The organism is Curtobacterium sp. Csp2 (assembly GCF_013347165.1).
This window is the reverse complement of sequence record NZ_CP054593.1, coordinates 2,915,415-2,934,445: the sequence shown is the minus strand read 5'-3', so window position 1 is coordinate 2,934,445 and position 19,031 is coordinate 2,915,415. Positions and strand designations below refer to the sequence as shown.

15 protein-coding genes are annotated in these 19,031 nt (G+C 73.8%); 5 read left to right on the top strand and 10 right to left on the bottom strand.

The features are described 5' to 3' along the window. Positions 1-107 precede the first annotated feature (107 nt). The 4 genes from HUN59_RS14160 to HUN59_RS14145 form a co-directional block, all read right to left on the bottom strand. Entirely contained in the window at positions 108-959 is an 852-nt protein-coding gene (locus HUN59_RS14160) for a class I SAM-dependent methyltransferase (RefSeq protein WP_174778697.1), read from the bottom strand. A gap of 72 nt (positions 960-1,031) precedes the next feature. Next, on the bottom strand, positions 1,032-2,192 hold the full coding sequence (locus HUN59_RS14155) for a P-loop NTPase (RefSeq protein WP_174778696.1): 1,161 nt from the start codon (positions 2,190-2,192) through the stop codon (positions 1,032-1,034). Beyond that, positions 2,185-2,682: a DUF1003 domain-containing protein gene (locus HUN59_RS14150; protein WP_114849177.1), complete on the bottom strand. Its 498-nt coding sequence runs from the start codon at positions 2,680-2,682 to the stop codon at positions 2,185-2,187. Before HUN59_RS14150 ends, HUN59_RS14155 begins: the two co-directional genes overlap by 8 nt. 34 nt (positions 2,683-2,716) lie before the next feature. After that, complete coding sequence (locus HUN59_RS14145; protein ID WP_174778694.1) at positions 2,717-4,036, bottom strand: magnesium transporter MgtE N-terminal domain-containing protein; 1,320 nt, start codon at positions 4,034-4,036, stop codon at positions 2,717-2,719. Positions 4,037-4,205: 169 nt separating this feature from the next. Here HUN59_RS14145 and HUN59_RS14140 point away from each other — a divergent pair, with 169 nt between their 5' ends. Next, positions 4,206-5,123 carry a general stress protein gene (locus tag HUN59_RS14140; protein ID WP_174778693.1) on the top strand — a complete coding sequence of 306 codons (918 nt, stop codon included), beginning with the start codon at positions 4,206-4,208 and terminating at the stop codon, positions 5,121-5,123. Between the two features lie 21 nt (positions 5,124-5,144). Here HUN59_RS14140 and HUN59_RS14135 read toward each other — a convergent pair whose 3' ends face one another. Further along, entirely contained in the window at positions 5,145-5,711 is a 567-nt protein-coding gene (locus HUN59_RS14135; RefSeq protein ID WP_254629893.1) for a GNAT family N-acetyltransferase, read from the bottom strand. 9 nt (positions 5,712-5,720) lie between these two features. Beyond that, positions 5,721-7,205: an aminopeptidase P family protein gene (locus HUN59_RS14130; protein ID WP_174778692.1), complete on the bottom strand. Its 1,485-nt coding sequence runs from the start codon at positions 7,203-7,205 to the stop codon at positions 5,721-5,723. A 102-nt stretch (positions 7,206-7,307) separates the two neighbouring features. On the opposite strand from HUN59_RS14130, the gene HUN59_RS14125 reads away from it, so the two are divergent. Next, positions 7,308-8,180 (top strand): PHP domain-containing protein, encoded by an 873-nt coding sequence (locus HUN59_RS14125; RefSeq protein ID WP_058741484.1) that lies wholly within the window; start codon positions 7,308-7,310, stop codon positions 8,178-8,180. 167 nt (positions 8,181-8,347) lie between these two features. On the opposite strand, the gene HUN59_RS14120 is transcribed toward HUN59_RS14125, so the two are convergent. Continuing rightward, positions 8,348-9,829, bottom strand: coding sequence for a DEAD/DEAH box helicase (locus HUN59_RS14120; protein ID WP_174778691.1), 1,482 nt, complete (start codon positions 9,827-9,829; stop codon positions 8,348-8,350). A gap of 108 nt (positions 9,830-9,937) precedes the next feature. On the opposite strand from HUN59_RS14120, the gene HUN59_RS14115 reads away from it, so the two are divergent. Then, positions 9,938-10,654 carry a ferritin-like fold-containing protein gene (locus HUN59_RS14115; RefSeq protein ID WP_229666750.1) on the top strand — a complete coding sequence of 239 codons (717 nt, stop codon included), beginning with the start codon at positions 9,938-9,940 and terminating at the stop codon, positions 10,652-10,654. 78 nt (positions 10,655-10,732) lie between these two features. Here HUN59_RS14115 and HUN59_RS14110 read toward each other — a convergent pair whose 3' ends face one another. Both HUN59_RS14110 and HUN59_RS14105 read right to left on the bottom strand, forming a co-directional pair. Beyond that, positions 10,733-11,020, bottom strand: coding sequence for a hypothetical protein (locus tag HUN59_RS14110; RefSeq protein ID WP_174778690.1), 288 nt, complete (start codon positions 11,018-11,020; stop codon positions 10,733-10,735). 1 nt (position 11,021) lies between these two features. Further along, positions 11,022-11,246 carry a DUF3107 domain-containing protein gene (locus HUN59_RS14105; RefSeq protein ID WP_058741489.1) on the bottom strand — a complete coding sequence of 75 codons (225 nt, stop codon included), beginning with the start codon at positions 11,244-11,246 and terminating at the stop codon, positions 11,022-11,024. Between the two features lie 106 nt (positions 11,247-11,352). On the opposite strand from HUN59_RS14105, the gene HUN59_RS14100 reads away from it, so the two are divergent. Further along, positions 11,353-14,508 carry a UrvD/REP family ATP-dependent DNA helicase gene (locus HUN59_RS14100; RefSeq protein WP_174778689.1) on the top strand — a complete coding sequence of 1,052 codons (3,156 nt, stop codon included), beginning with the start codon at positions 11,353-11,355 and terminating at the stop codon, positions 14,506-14,508. Next, positions 14,505-17,768, top strand: coding sequence for a UvrD/REP family DEAD/DEAH box helicase (locus HUN59_RS14095; protein WP_174778688.1), 3,264 nt, complete (start codon positions 14,505-14,507; stop codon positions 17,766-17,768). The genes HUN59_RS14100 and HUN59_RS14095 overlap by 4 nt, the downstream gene beginning before the upstream one ends. A gap of 202 nt (positions 17,769-17,970) precedes the next feature. Here HUN59_RS14095 and HUN59_RS14085 read toward each other — a convergent pair whose 3' ends face one another. Continuing rightward, on the bottom strand, positions 17,971-18,969 hold the full coding sequence (locus HUN59_RS14085) for a phosphotransferase (RefSeq protein ID WP_144802382.1): 999 nt from the start codon (positions 18,967-18,969) through the stop codon (positions 17,971-17,973). Positions 18,970-19,031 lie beyond the last annotated feature (62 nt).

Here is a 19,031-nt window from a genome sequence, read left to right as displayed (position 1 = left end):
GGGATGCCGATCCGCGCATTGGAGGGCGGAAGGAACGGCACCCCACGCGCGGATCGGCCCCCGACGCGCAGATCGGCCTCTGATGCGCGGAACGGTCTCCGACGCGGTCAGTCCTTGGTGGCGACGACCGTGAACGTGGTGGGCAGGCGGTCGCGGTCCTCGGCCGGCCAGACCCACGAGCCGTGCCCGTCCTCCTCCATCCGGGGGCTGAAGCGCCAGGGCAGGGTGCGTCCCTCGTCGAGCATCCGCAGGCGGAGCCCGGCGCCGAGCAGGGCGTTCACGACCTCGGACAGCGGGTGCGGCCACTCGTACGTGCGGGTGTGCGCGACGGTGCCCTCGCCGGCGTAGGTGCCCGCGTCCTCCCACTGCTGGGCCGTGCCGTCCGGGAAGTACCGGTACCGTGTCACCAGCTCCGGGGCGCTCTCGTCGAGCGCGTACAGCGCCGGGTGCCCGTCACGGATGAAGAACACCCCGCCCGGCCGCAGGAGCGCTGCGACCTGCGCAGCCCAGCGGTCCAGGTCGGCGAGCCAGCAGATCGTCCCGATGCTCGTGTAGACGACGTCGAAGTCGCCGACCACGGCGGCGCGGGCGTCGAGCACGTCGGTCTCCACCCACGTGACGTCGAGGCCGAGCCGCTCCGCGAGCGCAGCGCCGGAGGCGAGTGCCGGGGCCGAGAAGTCCACGCCGGTGACGCGGGCGCCCTCTCGGGCGAGCGAGACGGTGTCGGTGCCGATGTGGCACTGCAGGTGGCAGACGTCCAGCCCGTCGAGCGAGCCGGACGGCAGCCACCTGCTGAGGACCGGCAGGTCGTCGCGCACGACGTCGGAGCGGTGCGCGGGGTCGTCGAGGGCGGCGACGTCGTAGGCGCCCTCGTGGATGGGCACCCGGTCGTCCCAGTTCGCGCGGTTGGTGTCGCGGGCGGCGTCCCAGTCGACGGTGACGTGGTCGGTGTTGCTCATGCCCGCCACGCTAGCGAACCGTTCGTCTGCCGTCCTCCGCTCGGTCGTCCGCGGTTCGCCGCTCGCCGTCGGTCAGGACAGCGAGAGCCCGAGCTTCCGGCCGGCCAGCCCGCGGCCCATCGTCGCGATCGTCGCCGCGATGTCCCGCAGGGCGACCGCCGCGGGGTCCTCGGGGGCGCCCAGGACGACCGGCAGGCCGGTGTCGCCGCCCTCGCGGAGGGGCACCGACAGCGGCACGCGACCGAGCACCGGCACGGGGACGTCCTGGCCGCGCGACAGCCGTGCGGCGGTCTCGTCGCCCCCGCCCTCGCCGAACAGGTGCAGCACGCTGCCGTCCGGCTGGACGAGCCCGGCCATGTTCTCGACGACGCCGATCACCCGCTGCCCGGTCTGGCGCGCCACCACCCCGCTGCGCTCGGCGACGTCGGCCGCGGCCGCCTGCGGCGTGGTCACGACGAGCACCTCGGCGTGGGGGAGCAGCTGCCCGACCGAGATCGCGACGTCCCCGGTTCCCGGCGGCAGGTCGAGCAGGAGCACGTCGAGGTCGCCGAACCACACGTCGGTCAGGAACTGCGCGACCGTGCGGTGCAGCATCGGTCCGCGCCAAGACACCGCGGTGGAGACGTCGTCGACGAACATCCCGATCGAGACGACCTTCACGTCGTGCGCGACCGGCGGCAGGATCATGCTGTCCACTCGGGTCGGCCGGGGCGCGACGCCGTTCGCGTCCGTCAGGCCCATCAGCCCGGGGACGCTGAACCCGTGCACGTCGACGTCGACGATCCCGACCCGCTGCCCGGCGGCGGCGAGGGCCGCGGCGAGGTTGACGGTCACGGTGGACTTGCCGACGCCGCCCTTGCCGCTCGTCACGGCGATCACCCGGGTCAGCGAGTCCGGGGTGAACTGCACGCCGCGCGGGCGGTCGCCGCGGAGCCGTTCGGTGAGCGCGGCCCGGGTCGCCGGACTCATCACGGTGACGTCGACGTCGACGTGCCGCACGCCGTCCACCGAACCGGCGGCGGCGCGCACGTCGCGTTCGATCGTGTCGGCGGCCGGGCACCCCACGATCGTGAGCTGCAGGTCGACGCGCACAGAGCCCTCCGGCTGCACGTCGACCCCGCGGATCATGTCGAGCTCCGTGACGGGCCGACGGATCTCCGGGTCGAGCACGCGGCCGAGCGCAGCGAGGACCGCTGCACCCAGACGCTCGTCCGGCTGCTGGGGGTCAGCCACGGGTCCGGGCGCTCCCCGCCTCGTCGTCGAAGGCCTCTGCGGCGTCGCGTCGGTCGAGCTCCTCGAGCAGCGAGCGGATCTCGGCGCGGATGAAGTCCTTCGACGCCATCTCCCGCATCGCCAGGCGGAGGGCGACGACCTCGCGGGCGAGGTACTCGGTGTCCGCCAGGTTCCGCTCGGCGCGCTGCCGGTCCTGCTCGAACTGCACCCGGTCGCGGTCGTCCTGCCGGTTCTGCGCGAGCAGGATGAGCGGCGCCGCGTACGACGCCTGCAGGGACAGCACGAGCGTCAGGGCCGTGAATCCGATCGAGGCCGAGTCGAACTGCCAGTTCGCCGGGGCGACCGAGTTGTAGATCATCCAGACGGCACAGAACAGCGTCAGGCCGACGAGGAACCAGGGCGTGCCCATCGCGCGGGCGATGCCCTCGGTCGCACGACCGAAGGTGTCGCCTCGGCCACGGCGGCGGGTCGGGAGCACGCGCGTGCGCATGCCCTTCGGCGAGTCCAGGCGCTCCTGGCGGGAGTCATCCGTTCGGGCCACGAGTGGTCCTCCTTCCCGTGGTCACGGGCGTCTTGCGCGGGCGTTGGCGGAGTCGCGAGGGGGAGTCTCCCTCGCCATGACTTCGCCAGTCGTCCGGCAGGACGTGGTCGAGGACGTCGTCGATCGTCACCACCCCGACCAGACGGTGGGCGTCGTCGACCACGGGGACGGACACGAGGTTGTAGGTCGCCATCACCCGCGTGACCTCGGCGGCGCTCGCGTCGACGCGCACCGGTTCGGTCTGCTGGTCGATGAGCGTGCCGAGGCGCTCGTTCGGCGGGTAGCGGAGCATGCGCTGGAAGTGCACGAGCCCGAGGAACCGGCCGGTCGGCGGCTCGTACGGGGGGAGCGTCACGCAGACGCTCGCTCCGAGGGCCGGGGCGAGCTCGTGCCGACGGATGAGCGCGAGACCCTCGGCCACGGTCGCGTCGGCGGAGACGATCACCGGCTCGGTGGTCATGAGGCCACCGGCGGTGTCCGGCTCGTACTCCAGGAGCATGCGGACGTCCTGCGCCTCCTCCGGCTCCATGAGCTGCAGCAGGGCCTCGCTCCGGTCGTCGGGGAACTGCGCCAGCACGTCGGCGGCGTCGTCGGGCTGCATCTGGTCGAGGACGTCGGCGGCGCGGGCGTCCTCGAGCCGGGTCAGGATGTCGATGCGCTCCTGGTCGGGCATCTCCTCGAGCACGTCGGCCAGTCGGTCGTCGGGGAGCTCCTCGGCCACCTCGAACCGCCGCTCCTCGGGTAGGTCGAGCAGCGTCGACGCGAGGTCGGCCGGCAGCAGGTCGGAGTACGCGGCGATGACGTGCTCGGCGGACTGGGCCTCGCCGGGGAGCTCGTCCTCGGTGACCTCGTTCCATGTGGCGAAGGTCGTCGGCCCCTTGCCGAACGGCGACGGCGTGGTCTTCGGTTTGCGGAGGAAGAGCTGCGACACCTCCCAGTCGCCCTGCCCACGGTCCTCGATCGCGACGTCCTCGATCGTGGCGCGGGTGCGCTCCTTCTTGATGAGGACCTTGCGGCCGAGCATCTCGGCGATCACCCGGACCTCGCCGCCGCGCTGCTCGAAGCGACGCATGTTGACGAGCCCGGTCGTGATGACCTGCCCCGCGCCGATCGAGGTGATCCGCCCGATGCTCACGAAGATGCGGCGCTTGCCGGGGACCTCGACGATGAGCCCGACCACATGGGGAGGGTCGACGCGACGGTAGACGACCAGGACGTCCCGGACGCGGCCCACGCGGTCGCCCGCGGGGTCGAAGACGGAGCACCCGGCGAGGCGGGCGACGAAGACCTTCGTGGCGCTCACCCGTCCAGCGTAGTCGCTCGGCTCCCCGCGGACCGGGCAGCGGATCGGCCGCGCCTGAGCGGGTACAGATGTGCCGGTCGCCCGAGCGGTGCCCCGTCGCGCGCTCGCGGCCGGGGATCTCCCGGGAGGCGTACGTGCGATCGCAAGGTGTCCGGTGGATGATGGCTGGGTGAGCAACCAGAGCCCGTTCGCCGGACGCACCGCCCAGGCCTTCCCCACGCTCCCGCGTGGCGACGTCCTCGGGACCTACGACAGCTACCCCGACGCACAGCGCGTGGTGGCCAAGCTCGCCGAGGCCGACTTCCCGGTCGCGAAGATCGCGATCGTGGGCAACGACCTCAAGACCGTCGAACGCGTCACCGGCAAGATGACGTACGGCCGCGCCGCCGTCGCCGGTGCGCTGTCCGGTCTCTGGCTCGGCATCTTCTTCGGCATCGTCCTGACGCTGTTCTCGCCGAGCGCCGGTGGCCTGATCATCGCCGCCGCGATCATCGGTGCGGCGTTCGGCATGCTCTACGGCATCGTGTCGTTCGCGATCACGAAGCGGCAGCGCGACTTCACGAGCGTGCACCAGGTGCTCGCCACGAACTACCAGATCGTCGTCGACCCGCAGCTGACCGGTCAGGCGCAGCGGATCCTCGGCCAGCACGGGCTGGCCCCGTCGACGCACTGGAACGACGCTCCGCAGCCGGGTGCGCCCGGCACGCAGGCGCGGCCCTTCCAGGGCCAGCAGCCGTGGCGTCCGGGTCCGTCCCAGGGGTCGCCCTACGGTGGCCACGCCACGCCGCACCAGCCGGGAGGCGCGCAGCAGCCGAGTGCGTCGACTCCCGCTCCGCAGACGGATGCGCCGCGCTACGGCACGAACGACGGTCCCCGCTACGGCGAGACGCCGGAGACCGCGCAGCAGCGTCCGCCGGCCGTCGACCCCCGGGTGCCGAACGCGCGTCCGGACGAGCCGCCGCAGTACGGCGAGCGGGTGTCCGGCCAGACGCCGACCGTCCCGGCCCAGCCGGACGCGCCGCGTTCTGCTCCCGGGCAGGACGAGGCTCAGCAGCGCGACGCAGATCGGCGCGACGACCGGGCCTGAGCCGCTCCCCGGCCGTCGGTCCTACAGGACCTTCGAGTAGCAGATCGACCGCGCGGCACCGACGTAGGGACCGAAGTTCGCGATCCGGGTGAAGCCCTCGCGCTCGTAGAACCCGATCGCGCGCTTCTGCTCGTCGCCGGTCTCGAGCACGAGCGCCGGGGACCCGAGGTCGATCGCGGCCTCTTCGAGCCGGCGGAGGATCGCCGACGAGACGCCCGCGCCCCGGGACTCCGGACGCACGTACATGCGCTTGATCTCGGTGATGCCGTCCTGCACGATCCGCAGGCCGCCGCAGCCGAGCGGGGTGCCGTCGGCGTCCCGCGCGAGGAAGAACACCGCGATCGAGTCCGCCGTCGGCTTCTCGCCCGGCTCGGTGTCGCCGCCGTACGCCCGGTCGATCTCCAGGCGCTGCGCGGCACGCAGGCGCTGGGCGTCGGGGGAGTCGAAGTGCTCGACGTCGATCGCGAGCTGGTCCGTGGTCGGGACGGTCTGCTGCGCCGGCGTGGTCTGCGCCGGTGTGGTCTGCGACGGCGTGGTCTGCGACGGCGTCGACGTGGTCTGCGACGGCGTGGTCGGGGGCGTGGTCACCCGCTCAGGCTAGCGGCCGGAGCGGGCGATCCACCCCTCCACTTCCGAGGGGGTCCGGGGGATGCCGACGGACAGGTTCTCGGCGCCGTCCTCGGTCACCAGGACGTCGTCCTCGATGCGGACGCCGATGCCGCGGAACTCCTCCGGGACGGTCAGGTCGTCCTGCTGGAAGTACAGGCCGGGCTCGATCGTGAACACCATGCCGGCCTGGACGGTGCCGTCCAGGTACATCTCGCGGCGGGCCTTCGCGCAGTCGTGCACGTCCAGGCCGAGGTGGTGGCTCGTGCCGTGCACCATGTAGCGGCGGTGGAACTGGTTGTCGGGCTGCAGCGACTCCTCCGCCGTGCCCGGCAGGAAGCCCCACTCGGCGGTCTTCCGCGCGATGACCTCCATGGCCGTGGCGTGCACCTCGCGGAACGTGATGCCCGGCTTGACGATCGCGAACGCGGCGTCGGCGGCTTCGAGCACGGCCTCGTAGACCATCCGCTGCACGTCGGTGAAGGTCCCGGAGACCGGGAGGGTGCGGGTGATGTCGGCCGTGTAGAACGAGTCGACCTCGACCCCGGCGTCGATGAGGATGAGGTCGCCCGGCTGCACGGCGCCGTCGTTGCGGGTCCAGTGCAGGATGCAGGCGTGGTGCCCGGACGCGGCGATCGTGTCGTAGCCGACCGTGTTGCCGTCGGCGCGGGCGCGGCGGTTGAACGTGCCCTCGACGATGCGCTCACCGCGGGGGTGCTCGAGCACGGCGTCGAAGTCACCGATGACGTCGTCGAAGCCGGACTTCGTGGCCTGCACGGCCTTCCGGAGCTCCCGGACCTCGTAGGCGTCCTTCACGAGACGGAGCTCGGACAGGTCGCGGGACAGCACGTCGTCGGTGGCGGGGGCGGCGTCGGTCTCCGGGGCGCCGCCGACCGCGGTGCCGAGCCGGGCGTCGAGCGACCGGGTGAGCTCGTCGTCCGCGTCGCGCACGACGAGGACCGTGGCGTCGAGGTCCTGCGCGACGGCGTCGAACTCGCCGAGGTCGGCCGTCGCGATGCCGAGGTCCGCCGCGACCTCGTCGAGGGACGGACGCGGGCCGACCCAGAACTCGCCGATCTCCGGGTTCGCGTAGAACTCCTCGGAGTCGCGGCCGGCCGTCGCGCGGAAGTACAGCGTGGCGTCGTGCCCGGAGCCGTTCGGCGTCAGCACGAGGACGGAGCCGACGACGGTGTCGGTGCCCCAGCCGGTCAGGTGCGCGAAGGTCGAGTGCGGGCGGAACGGGTAGTCGCAGTCGTTCGACCGGACCTTCGCCTGGCCGGCCGGGACCACGATCGTGCGGCCGGGATGCAGCTCGGAGATCCGGGCGCGACGTTCGGCGGCGAACGCGGCCTGCTCGCGCGGCTCCGGCAGGGGGCGCTCCCGGTCGGCCCACTGCGACGCGATGTGGTCCTTGAACGTCGAGGACCCGGGGGTCGTGGAACGGTTGCTCGTCGCGCGGGGAGTCGTGTCGGCCATGCGTCCCATCATCGCACCGACCCCGCGGCCGCACCGACCCGGTCCGGCGACGACCTGGGTCCGCGGCCTGAACGGCCGTTCACGTGTCGGTACGATGAACGGGTGCCCGATCCGTTCATCGACCTGCACGCCCACTCGAGCGTGTCCGACGGCACCGAGCGGCCCGCGGAGCTCGTCGCCGCAGCCGCCGCGGCCGGGCTCGACGGCGTCGCCCTGACGGACCACGACACCACGGCCGGCTGGGACGAGGCGATCGCCGCCGTCGCCGCGCTGCCGATGACCCTGCTGCCCGGGCTCGAGCTGAGCACCCGGGTCGGGTACCGCAGCGTCCACGTGCTCGGGTACCTCGTCGACCCGACCGATCCCGGACTCGTCGCGGAGACGACCCGCATCCGCGAGGGACGGTTCGCCCGCGCCCGCCGCATGGTCGACCGGATCGGCCAGGACCACCCGATCACCTGGGACGACGTGATCGCGCAGTCCACCGACGGCGCCACGATCGGCCGCCCGCACATCGCGGACGCGCTCGTCGCCGCCGGGCTCGAGTCCGACCGGAGCGCGGCCTTCCGCGGCATCCTGCACCCGGCGTCCGGGTACTACGAACCGCACGACGCACCGTCACCGCTGCACGGGGTCGCGCTCATCCGCGCCGCGGGCGGTGTGCCCGTCATCGCGCACCCGGCGGCGTCCTCCCGCGGGATCGTCATCGACGAGCCGATGCTCCGCGAGCTCGTCGACGCCGGGCTCGGCGGCCTCGAGGTCGACCACCGCGAGAACCAGTCCCACGGCAAGCGCACCCTGCTCGACTGGGCAGCCCGCCACGACCTGTTCGTCACCGGGTCGAGCGACTACCACGGCACCGGCAAGCCGAACCGCCTCGGCGAGCACCGCACGGCCCGCGTCGCGTTCGACGCGATCGTGTCCCAGGCGACCGGCAGTGCGCCGGTGCACGGCCCGGGTTCCCGCCTGGCCTGACGCCGCCCGCCCAGCGTCGCAGGGTGGCGCCCGCCCCGTCGACGGAGCAGTCGTCGTCGGGTCGACGCGCGCCGCCCGACCGTTCCTGCTCCACGGTGGGGCGGCAGGTGGGCGGGGACGACGAAGGCCCCGTCGCGTCAGCGACGGGGCCTTGCGGACGGGAGGCGCTACTCGCCCTCGCCGGCTGCCTGCGGTGCCGAGGCGGTCGCCTCGGACCCGGCGCCGCCACTGCGGCGACGGCGACGGCGACGACGCTTCGCGGCGCCGTCGGTCGAGCTGCCCTCGCCGGCGGGCTGCGACGCCTCGGTGGTCGGGGCCGGCGCATCCGAGGACGTGGCGCGCGGGGCGGACTGCTGCGTGCCTCCAGTCCGGGTGCGGGACCGCGAACGCGAGCCGCTGCGCTCACCGGCGGGCTTGTCGGAGCGGCGCTGCTCGCCGGAACCGGCAGCGGCGGCGTGCGAGGACGCCCCGGGGAGGCGACCCTTCGTGCCGGCCGGGATGTCCAGGTCGGTGAACAGGTGCGGGGACGACGAGTAGGTCTCGACGGGCTCGGGGATGCCGAACTCGAGCGCCTTGTCGATGAGCGTCCACTTGTGCAGGTCGTCCCAGTCGACGAACGTGACCGCGATGCCGGTCTTGCCGGCACGGCCGGTGCGCCCGGCGCGGTGCAGGTACGTGTCCGGGTCGTCCGGGATCGTGTGGTTGATGACGTGCGTGACGTCGTCGACGTCGATGCCGCGGGCGGCGACGTCCGTCGCGATGAGCACGTCGCGCTTGCCGGCCTTGAAGGCGGCCATCGCGCGCTCGCGCTGCTCCTGGTTGAGGTCACCGTGCACGGCGGCAGCGTTGAAGCCGCGGTCCTTCAGCTCCTCGACGAGCTTCGCAGCGGCGCGCTTCGTGCGCGTGAAGATGACGGTCTTGCCGCGACCCTCGGCCTGCAGGATGCGGGCGATGACCTCGTCCTTGTCGAGCGAGTGCGCGCGGTAGATGACGTGCTTGATGTTCGCCTGCGTCAGGCCCTCGTCCGGGTCCGTCGCGCGGATGTGCACCGGGCGGGACATGAAGCGGCGGGCGAGCGCGACGATCGGCGCCGGCATGGTCGCCGAGAACAGCATCGTGTGACGCACGGCGGGGACGGCCTGGAAGATCCGCTCGATGTCGGACAGGAAGCCGAGGTCGAGCATGCGGTCGGCCTCGTCGAGGACGACCTCCTGCACGTGGGAGAGGTCGAGCAGGCGCTGGCGCTGCAGGTCGATCAGGCGACCCGGGGTGCCGACGACGATCTGGGCACCGGCCTTGAGCTGCTCGATCTGGCCCTCGTACGCCTTGCCGCCGTAGATCGAGACGATCGTGGTCGGGCGGTTCGAGGTGGCGAGTTCGAGGTCCTCGGTCACCTGCACCGCGAGTTCACGCGTCGGGACGACGACGAGCGCCTTGACGCCGGGCGCGGGGTCGGCCCCGAGGCGCTGGATGAGCGGGAGGCCGAAGCCGAAGGTCTTGCCGGTACCGGTCTTGGCCTGGCCGATGATGTCCTGGCCGGTGAGGGCGAGCGGGATCGTCTGCTGCTGGATCGGGAAGGGCTCGCTGATGCCCTTCGTCGCGAGCGCGTCGACGATGTCCTGCTCGATGGAGAGGTCTGCGAAAGTCAATGGATCACCTTGGTCCTGGTGGGAGTCCCGGTCAGTCTACCGGCGAGGTCGGCCCGCCCCGGTCCACGGGCGTCCGGAGCACGACTGACCGGCCCGTATGCTGTGTCCGTGGTGTCGTGGTGGAACCGGAAGCGCGCTGCGCAGCTCGCCGCCGCGTGGCTCGCGTCGCGCAACCCGCGGGGCGCCTCGCCCGTCGAACGGCTGCAGCTCGACGACGTCAGCCCCGAGCTCGACGTCTTCCTCGGGCAGGCCGCCTACCTGCAGCTCTCGCTGTACGAGACGATGGGCCGTGCCGGTGCCGCTGCGCCGACGATGTCCGGCCGCCTGGTGACCGGCGTGCTCGCCACGGCCGCCCTCGACCGGCACCGTACCCTCGTCGCCGAGATCGAGCGGTCCGGCGGCGACCCGGCTGCGCTGATGGAGCCGCACCGCGCCGCGATCGACCGCTTCCTGCTCCGCACGAGCGGGGCGGACTGGTACGAGTCGATGCTCACCGGGTACGTGACCGCGGGCATCCTCAACGACCTGTTCAGCAGCCTGCTCCGCTCCCTGCCCCTGGACGTGCGGCAGCGCCTGCGCTCCGTGTACGACGGGCGCGAGGAGCGCGCGGTCGTCGACGAGCTCGCGGCGCACATCGAGCAGGACCCCCGTGTCGGCTCGCGGCTCGCGATGTGGGGTCGTCGCCTGGTCGGGGACACGCTGCTCGTGGCGCGGTCCGCGCTCGCGTCGCACGCCCGGCAGGACCAGGCCCGGCTCGAGCCGGTGTGGACCGAGCTCATCGCGGCGCACACGCGTCGGATGGACGCGCTCGGGCTGACGGCCTAGTCGGGCGCTCGCGGCCTGGTCGAGCGTTGCTTGCCTGGCCGGTCGCCGTCGGCCTGGTCGGCCGCTGTGGTCGTGCGCTCAGGCCTTGGCGTGCTCGAAGTACGTGTCGTCGGCTGCGGAGCGGCGTCGGCCCAGCACCCACTCGGCGACGACGGCCACGAGCAGCGCACCGACGAGGGCGACGACCCAGATCCAGGTGCCGTCGTAGCGCCAGCCGGCCCAGGTCAGGGCTTCCCAGACGACCGCGGCCGCGACGCCGCCGACGACCGGGCCGAGCAGCACGCCGCGCGTCGACCGCCACGGCACCACGACGTGCGCGACGGCCCCGAGGATGAGGCCGCCGAGCACGGCGAAGAGCAGTTCCACGTCAGGCGACGAAGCCGATGCGGCGCGACTCCTCGGCGCCGACCTCGACGTAGGCCAGCGAGGCGACCGGCACGATGAAGCGACGGCCCTTCTCGTCCTTGAGCGACAGGTGCGTCGACTGCGACTCCAGGGCCTGTGCGACGGCCTGCTCGATCTCCTCGGCGGTCTGGGCGGTCTCGAACGCGATCTCGCGCGGGCTGTTGATGATGCCGATCTTGATGTCCACGTGCTCAGCGTACCCATGCGTCCCCGGGCCGGATCGACCGTTCGCCGCGGGCGCACGCGCGGGCGCGGGGACCGTGGCTGTCGGCCGTGCTCGGTAGCGTGTGGCCGTGCCCCGGACCCTGCTGACGACCACGCCAGACGACACCGACGTCGTCCAGCCGCTCGGGGCGGACCCGGCGCAGGACGCCGTCCTCGCGCTGCCGGACGGGGTCCACGCCGCGGTCCTCGGTGCGCCGGGGACCGGGAAGACCACGACGCTCGCCCGGCTCGTCGCTCGGCGCATGAACCGGTCGGACGCGGTCTCGTCGGACGGCCACGCCACGGTCGTCGCACTGACGTCGGCGCGCACCGCCGCCACGGCCCTGCGGGACCGACTGGCCGCCACGGTCGACCGGGTGGTCCCCGGAGCCCTCGCGCGCACGGTGAACTCGCTCGCCTTCCAGGTCGTCGCGCACGCGGCCGCCGCCCAGGGTCAGGACGCGCCGACGCTCCTGACCGGTGGCGAGCAGGACCGGATCATCGGTGACCTGCTCGCCGGGCACGACGCCGACGGCACCGGGCCCGCGTGGCCGGAGCCGATCACCGCGGTCGTCCGCGAGCGCGCCGGGTTCCGGACGGCGCTCCGGGACGTGATGATGCGTGCGGTGGCAGCCGGCATCGAGCCCGAGGACATGCGGGAGCTCGGGGACGAGGCCGGCCGACCCGAGTGGCGTGCGGTCGGGGACTTCGTCGATGAGTACCGCGCAGCGCTCACCGCGTTCCGCTCGACCTCGCTCGACGCGGCGGAGCTCGTCGCCTACGCCACCGCCGCGGTGCTCCGCGGGCAGGTCCCACCGAGCGTCGCGGCACTGCGGCTCGTGGTGGTGGACGACACGCAGGAGCTGGTCGAGGGCGAGGTCGCACTGCTCGGCGCGCTCGCCCGGTCCGGCACCCAGGTCGTCGCGTTCGGCGACCCGGACATCGCGTCCTCGGCGTTCCGCGGTGCTGAGCCGGACGTGCTCGGTCGGCTCGCGGTGCGCCTCGGTGTGCCCCGGGTCGAGGAGATCGTCCTCGGGACCGTGCACCGGCACCCGGCTCCGATCCGTGAGCTCGTCGGCGCCGTGACGGGCCGCATCGGGGCCGCGGCGGCCGGTCGCCAGCGGACGGCCACCGCGTCGACCACCGACGCCCGCTCCGACGCGGTGCTGCACCTCGAGGCGGGCAGCCGGTCGGCGCTCGTCGTCGCCGTGGCCCGACGCCTCCGTGAACACCGCCTGCTCGACGGGGTGCCGTGGCACCGGATGGCCGTCGTCACCCGCAGCGGTGCGGCGATCCCCGAGCTCGTCCGTGCGCTCTCCGTCGCCGAGGTCCCGGCCACCGCCGGTGCCGCTCCGGTCCGACCCCGCGACGACTCCGCCGCGCGTGCGCTCCTCGACGCGGCCGCGGTGTCGCTCGACGTCCTGCCGCTCGACGCCGACCTGGCCACCGCGTTCGCCACGGGACCGCTCGGCGGACTCGACACCCTCGCGATGCGCCGACTCCGACTCGCCCTGCGCCGCGAGGAACTCGCCGGTGGCGGGACCCGGACGGCGGACGAGCTCCTCGTCGAGGCGCTCGGGGCGCCGGAGCGGCTCGCGACCGTGGACGCCGGGTTCGCCCGTCGCGCCACCCGTCTGGCCCGCAGCCTGGTGCAGGCGCGTGCCGACGCGGACGGCGGGGCGAGCATCGAGGAGATCCTCTGGGGACTGTGGGAGCGCAGCGGGCTGGCCGGGGTCTGGGGAGGACAGTCGGCGGCGGGCGGTGCCGGTGCGGCCGAGGCCGACCGGCACCTGGACGCCGTGGTCGGGCTCTTCACCGCCGCGAAGCGCTTCGTCGAACGGACGCCGGACGCCCCGGCACGCGTCTTCGTCGACGACCTGCTGGGCGCGGACCTGCCCGAGGACTCGATCGGACCCGACCGGACCGCCGGGCGGGTCCGCGTGCTGACCCCGTCCGCGACGATCGGGCTCGAGTGCGACATCGTGGTGGTCCTCGGGCTGCAGGACGGCGTCTGGCCGAACACCCGCGTCCGGGGCAGCCTGCTCGACCCGGACGGGCTCGTGCGCGCCGCGAACGGGATCGCCCACGGTCCCGTCGACGACCGTGCCGCCGTGGTCGCCGACGAGCTGCGGCTCTTCGCCCGTGCGGTGTCCCGCGCCACCACCCAGGTCGTCGTCGGCACGGTCGCGAACGACGACGAGGCGCCGTCGCCCTTCGTCCGGCTCGTCCCGGTGCCGCCCGACCGCCAGCCCGCCGCGCACCCGCTCTCGCTCCGCGGGCTCGCCGGGTCGCTGCGGCGACGGGTCGTGACGACCGGCGACCCCGAAGCGGCATCGGCCCTCGCCCGGCTCGCCGAGGCCGAGGTGCCGGGCGCCTCGCCGGACGACTGGTACGGGCTCGCCGAGCCCACGACCGACGAACCCCTCGTCGACCTCGACGCCCCGCCGGCACCCCTGCACGAGGGCGGCGAGCCGGTCGCACCGGCGGTCTCCGTGTCGCCGTCGCGGATCGGCACGTTCGAGGAGTGCCCGGTGCACTGGTTCGTGCAGACCTTCGGCGGCGGCGCTCCGAGTCCGGCGATGGGCATCGGCACGATCGTGCACGAGACGATGGAGCACGCGACCGCCGTCGACGTCGAGTCCCTGTGGGAACGGGTCGAGGCGCGGTGGGGCGAGCTGACCTTCGAGTCACCGTGGGTCGCCGACCGCGAGCGGGCCCGGACCCGTCGGATGATCGAGGGCCTCAGCGACTACCTCCGGACCTTCGCCGGGGCGGGGCGTCGACTGCTCGGCGCGGAGACGTCCTTCGCGCTCGAGACCGGCCCGGCGCGGCTGCGGGGGAGCATCGACCGGATCGAGGTCGACCCGGACGGGCGCGTCAGCGTGGTGGACCTGAAGACCGGCCGCTCGATGCCGAGCGAGAAGAACGACATGCCCGCGCATCCGCAGCTCGGCGCGTACCAGCTCGCGGTCGAGGACGGCGCGGTCGAGGGGGTGCCGGCCGGGTCCGCGATGGCCGACGCACGACTCGTGTTCGTGCAGAACCCGCGGAGCGGCTCGGCCTACTCGGAGCGCACGCAGCACGCGTTCGACGACGAGGCGCGTGCGGCGTACCGCGAGCGGCTGCACGAGGTCGCCCGGGGCATGGCCGGCGGGACGTTCCTGGCGCGCGTCGACGACCACTGCGCCAAGGCCCGGACCGGGGTCGAGTGCCGGATCCACGTGGTGGGGGAGGTCACCTGGTGACGACGGACACGAGCGGAACGACGGACACGAGCGACGCCGGGGCGCTCCCCACCGTCGGCGCGCCCCGGACGTCTCAGCACGACGCGGACGCCATCGCCGACGCCCTCGGACGCCCCCGCCCGACCGCCCAGCAGCGCGCCGTCATCGAGTCCCCGCTCGCCCCGGCGCTCGTCGTCGCGGGCGCCGGCAGCGGCAAGACCGAGACGATGGCGTCGCGCGTCGTCTGGCTCCTCGCGAACGGCTTCGTCCGACCGGCCGAGATCCTCGGACTGACCTTCACCCGCAAGGCCGCCGGAGAGCTCTCGGTCCGGATCAACGACCGCATCCGTGCACTCGAGGACGTCGGACTGCTGGACGCCGGCGACGCGTTCGAGGCGCCGACCGTGTCGACCTACAACGCCTTCGCGAACGCGGTGTTCCGCGAGAACGCCCTGCTCGTGGGGCGGGACGGCGAGTCCCAGGTGCTCACGGAGCCGTCCGCCTGGCAGCTCGCGCGCCGGGTCGTCGTGGCCGCCCGGGACGACCGGCTGGCCGGACTCGACCGCGACGTCGACACCGTCACGGCCGCCGTCGTCGCCCTCGCCGGTGCCGTGTCCGAGCACCTGGTCGACCCGGACCGGCTCCGTCGCTTCGCCGTCGACTTCGGCGCCCTGCTCGAGCTGCCGGGCAACAACCGCGGCAACCCGTACAAGGCGGTCACCGACGCGGTGCGTGCCGTCGGGGCCCTCGAGCCACTCGTCGAGCTGGTCGAGGAGTTCCGGCGGCAGAAGGTCGACCGCGGCTTCGTCGAGTTCTCCGACCAGATCGCGCTCGCCCTCGCTGCCGCCGAGTCCGCCCCCCGCGTGGTCGAGGACCTGCGCACCCGGTTCCGCGTCGTCCTGCTCGACGAGTACCAGGACACCTCGGTGGTGCAGACGCGCTTCCTCGCCCGGCTGTTCCGGGGCCACCCGGTGATGGCGGTCGGCGACCCGCACCAGTCGATCTACGGCTTCCGCGGTGCGAGCGCGGCGAACCTCGCGCGCTTCCCGCGGGACTTCGGCGACGGTGACACCATCCCCGTCACCTTCGCGCTGTCGACGAGCTGGCGGAACCCGGTGGACGTGCTGGCCGGGGCGAACGCCGTCGTCGGGCCGCTGTCCGACGCGTCCGAGGTCGCCGTCGAGCGCCTCGCCCCGCGACCCGGTGCGGACGCGGGCACCGTCGACGTGGCCTTCCCGGAGACCCTGCCGGAGGAAGCCGACGCCGTCGCCCGATGGTTCGCCGCACGCCGCGCGGCCGACCCCGCAGGCTCGATGGCGCTCCTCCTGCGCTCACGGAAGGACCTGTCCGCGTTCACCGGCGCCCTGGCCGACCACCGCGTCCCGTTCCACGTGCTCGGCACCGGCGGACTCCTCCAACGGCCGGAGATCGTCGACCTGGTCGCCTGCCTGCGGGTGCTGCACGACCCGGCCGCCGGGAACGACCTCATCCGCCTGCTCGTCGGCGCCCGGTGGCGTGTCGGTGCCGCGGACGTCAAGGAGCTGCACGGTCTCGCGCGCTGGCTGTTCAGCCGCGACCACACCCACCAGCGACTCGACGACGACGTGACGGCGGCCTTCCGGGCGTCGGTCGCGGTCGGCGAGCACGGGTCGATCGTCGACGCCCTGGACTTCGTCGCCACCGCCCCGGACGAGCACGGCGCGCTCGCCGCGATCAGTCCGGCGGGCCGGGCCCGGATGCGCGCGCTCGGGCAGCAGCTCGCCGCACTGCGCGCCCGGGCCGCCGGCGACCTGGTCGACTTCGTCACGCTCGTCGTGCAGGAGATGCAGCTCGACGTCGAGGTCGCGGCGCACGAGCAGGGGAGCGGCGCGTTCCTGGACGCCTTCGTCGACGAGCTCGCCGGTTTCGTGACGACCGACGACCGCGCGGACCTCGGGGCGTTCCTCGGGTGGATCGACGCGGCCGCCCGGCGCGACGACATGGGGCCGCGGTCCGAGGAGCCCGAGGCCGGCACGGTCCAGATCCTGACGATCCACGGCTCGAAGGGCCTGGAGTGGGACGCGGTCGCCGTGCCCCGGCTCGTCGAGGGCGCGCTGCCGGCCCGGCCGCAGGAGGGATCATCCGGCTGGCTCGGCTTCGGACGCCTGCCGTACGAGTTCCGCGGCGACGCCGAGGAGCTCCCGCGGCTCGACTGGCGGGGACGCGCGTCGCAGAAGGAGGTCGTCGCCGCGATCGACGCCTACCGCGAGCAGGTCGCTGCACGCAACGAGGACGAGGAGCGCCGGCTCACCTACGTCGCACTCACGCGGGCTCGGCACGACCTGCTCGTGTCGGGCTCGTTCTGGGCCGGCGGTGTCCGGCCGACGGAGCCGAGTCGGTACCTGCGCGACCTGGTCGAGGCCGGGGTCGTCGACGCCGACGCGGTCCCGGACGGCACGGTGCACGAGGAGGACCCGCTCGGTACCGACGGCGCGGTCCAGTCCTGGCCGCACGCCCCGTTCGGTTCCCGGGGGACGCGGGTCGTCGCGGCGGCCGAACGGGTCCGGAACGCCAACCCGGGAGCGGCCGGCCGCTTCGCCGCGGACATCGACCTGCTGCTGGCTGAACGCCAGGCCCAGCGGTCCGCCCGGCACGCGGTCGCGATCCCGCACCGCGTGCCGGCCTCGGGCTTCAAGGACTACCTCGCGCAGCCGGAGCGCGTCGCGGAGCGGCTGCGACGACCGATGCCCGAGCGGCCGTACCGGGCGACCCGCCTGGGGACGCTCTTCCACCAGTGGGTGGAGCAGCGCGTGGCCCGCGGTGGATCGCTCGAGACGCTCGACGCCTGGGACGGCGAGCTCGACCTCGACCCCGACGAGCTCGGTGCGGCCGATGCGGACGCAGCGGTGACCGACGACGACGCCCGCCGACTCGCCACGTTCCAGGAGACGTTCTCCCGGTCCCGCTGGGCGGACCGCGTGCCCGTCGAGGTCGAGCGCGAGATCCACCTCCCGTTCCTCGGGCACAGCGTCGTCTGCAAGCTCGACGCGGTGTACGAGATCGACGGGCGCGCCGAGGTCGTCGACTGGAAGACGGGGAAGGCACCGTCCAGCGCCGACGACCTCGCGGCACGGCAGCTGCAGCTCGCGCTCTACCGTGTCGCCTACGCCGAGTTCACGGGGCGGCCGGTCGACGAGGTCGACGCGGTCTTCTACTTCGTCGCGGACGACCTCGAGGTGCGGCCGACCGACCTGCTGGACCGGGACGGGCTCGAGCGCGCCTGGCGCGCGGCGCTCGGCTGATCCGGCGCGACCCGCTGACGGACTGGAGGCGCGTGGCGGCGCCGCCACGCGCCTCCAGTCCGTCAGCCGGCCTGTTCGTCAGCCGGTCGGGCCCCGTCGGCCGGTCGGGCCCCGTCGGCCGGTCGGGCCCCGTTGGCCGGTCGGACCCCGTCGGCCGGTCGGACCCCGTTGGCCGGTCGGACCCCGTCGGCCGCTCTGGCCGTCAGCCGTGTCGGCGCTCGGTGGAGGAGAGCAGCTGCTCGACCTCGCCGATCTCCATCGTGTCCGGCGAGACCGACTGGAGCGGTGCCGCGCTCGGCGTCTGCACCGCGTCGACCAGGCGGTGCATCATCGCGACGGCGTCGTCGACGACCTCGGTGCTCTTCGCCTGGACCCCGTGCAGCAGCCACTGCGCGGTCTCGAGCTCGTGGTACACCCGAGCGCGCTGCGCGAGCTGGCGGTCCCGACCGCCACCCGCTGCCTGGTAGGCGGCGAGCACGGTGTCGAACGCGTCCGCCCGTCCGGCGAGCACCCACGCGAGGTCCTTCGCCGGGTCGCCGAGCCGGAGCTCGCCCCAGTCGAGCACGCCCGTGACGGCGTCGCCGTCGACGAGCAGGACACCGGTGCCGAGGGCGCCGTGCACGACGGTCGGCGTGAACTGCCACAGCTGCTGGTCACGGGCCGCGCCCTCCCAACGCTCCTTGAGCGCCGCCGGGACGAGCTTCGTGGCGACCGCGCGGTCCATCACGGAGACGGCCGAGCGCAGGACTTCGAACGGGGTGAGCGACGGCAGACCCGCGTCGGTGACGAAGCTCGTGGGCAGCAGGTGCACCGCGGCGACGGCGCGGCCGACCGAGGCGGCGAGCTCCGGGCGCTCGGTCAGGTCGCGGAGCGCGGGATGGGTCCCGGGCACGTACGAGGTGACGATCGCGCGGGTCGAGCCGATCGGCGCCTGGCCGCGGTACTCGGCGACGGCGAACGGCAGTCGCGTCCGGATCCCGGCGCTGAGTGCGCGGATCGCGACGAGGTCGGCGGACTGACGTGCCTCGGCCCGCTGGTTGCGCGGACGCCGGATCGCGGACAGGGTGCCGTCCGCCTCGCGCAGCACGGCGGACTCGAAGTCACCGGACGCGGCGGAACCGAGCGGTCGTGTGCCCGTCACGAGCAGGCCGGACACGGCCGTCGTCGCCAACGCGGCTAGAGTGAACTGGGATCCCGCCATGCCCCTCAGGGTAGGTCCGCGGTCGACGTGCGAGCGTGCGCCACGCTGGCCTGTGGAACCCC

Bases quoted from the DNA above. Each gene is read 5' to 3' on its own strand.
- HUN59_RS14130 (WP_174778692.1), bottom strand. From the start codon at position 7,205: ATGGCCGACACGACTCCCCGCGCGACGAGCAACCGTTCCACGACCCCC.
- HUN59_RS14150 (WP_114849177.1), bottom strand. From the start codon at position 2,682: ATGCGCACGCGCGTGCTCCCGACCCGCCGCCGTGGCCGAGGCGACACC.
- HUN59_RS14160 (WP_174778697.1), bottom strand. From the start codon at position 959: ATGAGCAACACCGACCACGTCACCGTCGACTGGGACGCCGCCCGCGAC.
- HUN59_RS14085 (WP_144802382.1), bottom strand. From the start codon at position 18,969: ATGGCGGGATCCCAGTTCACTCTAGCCGCGTTGGCGACGACGGCCGTG.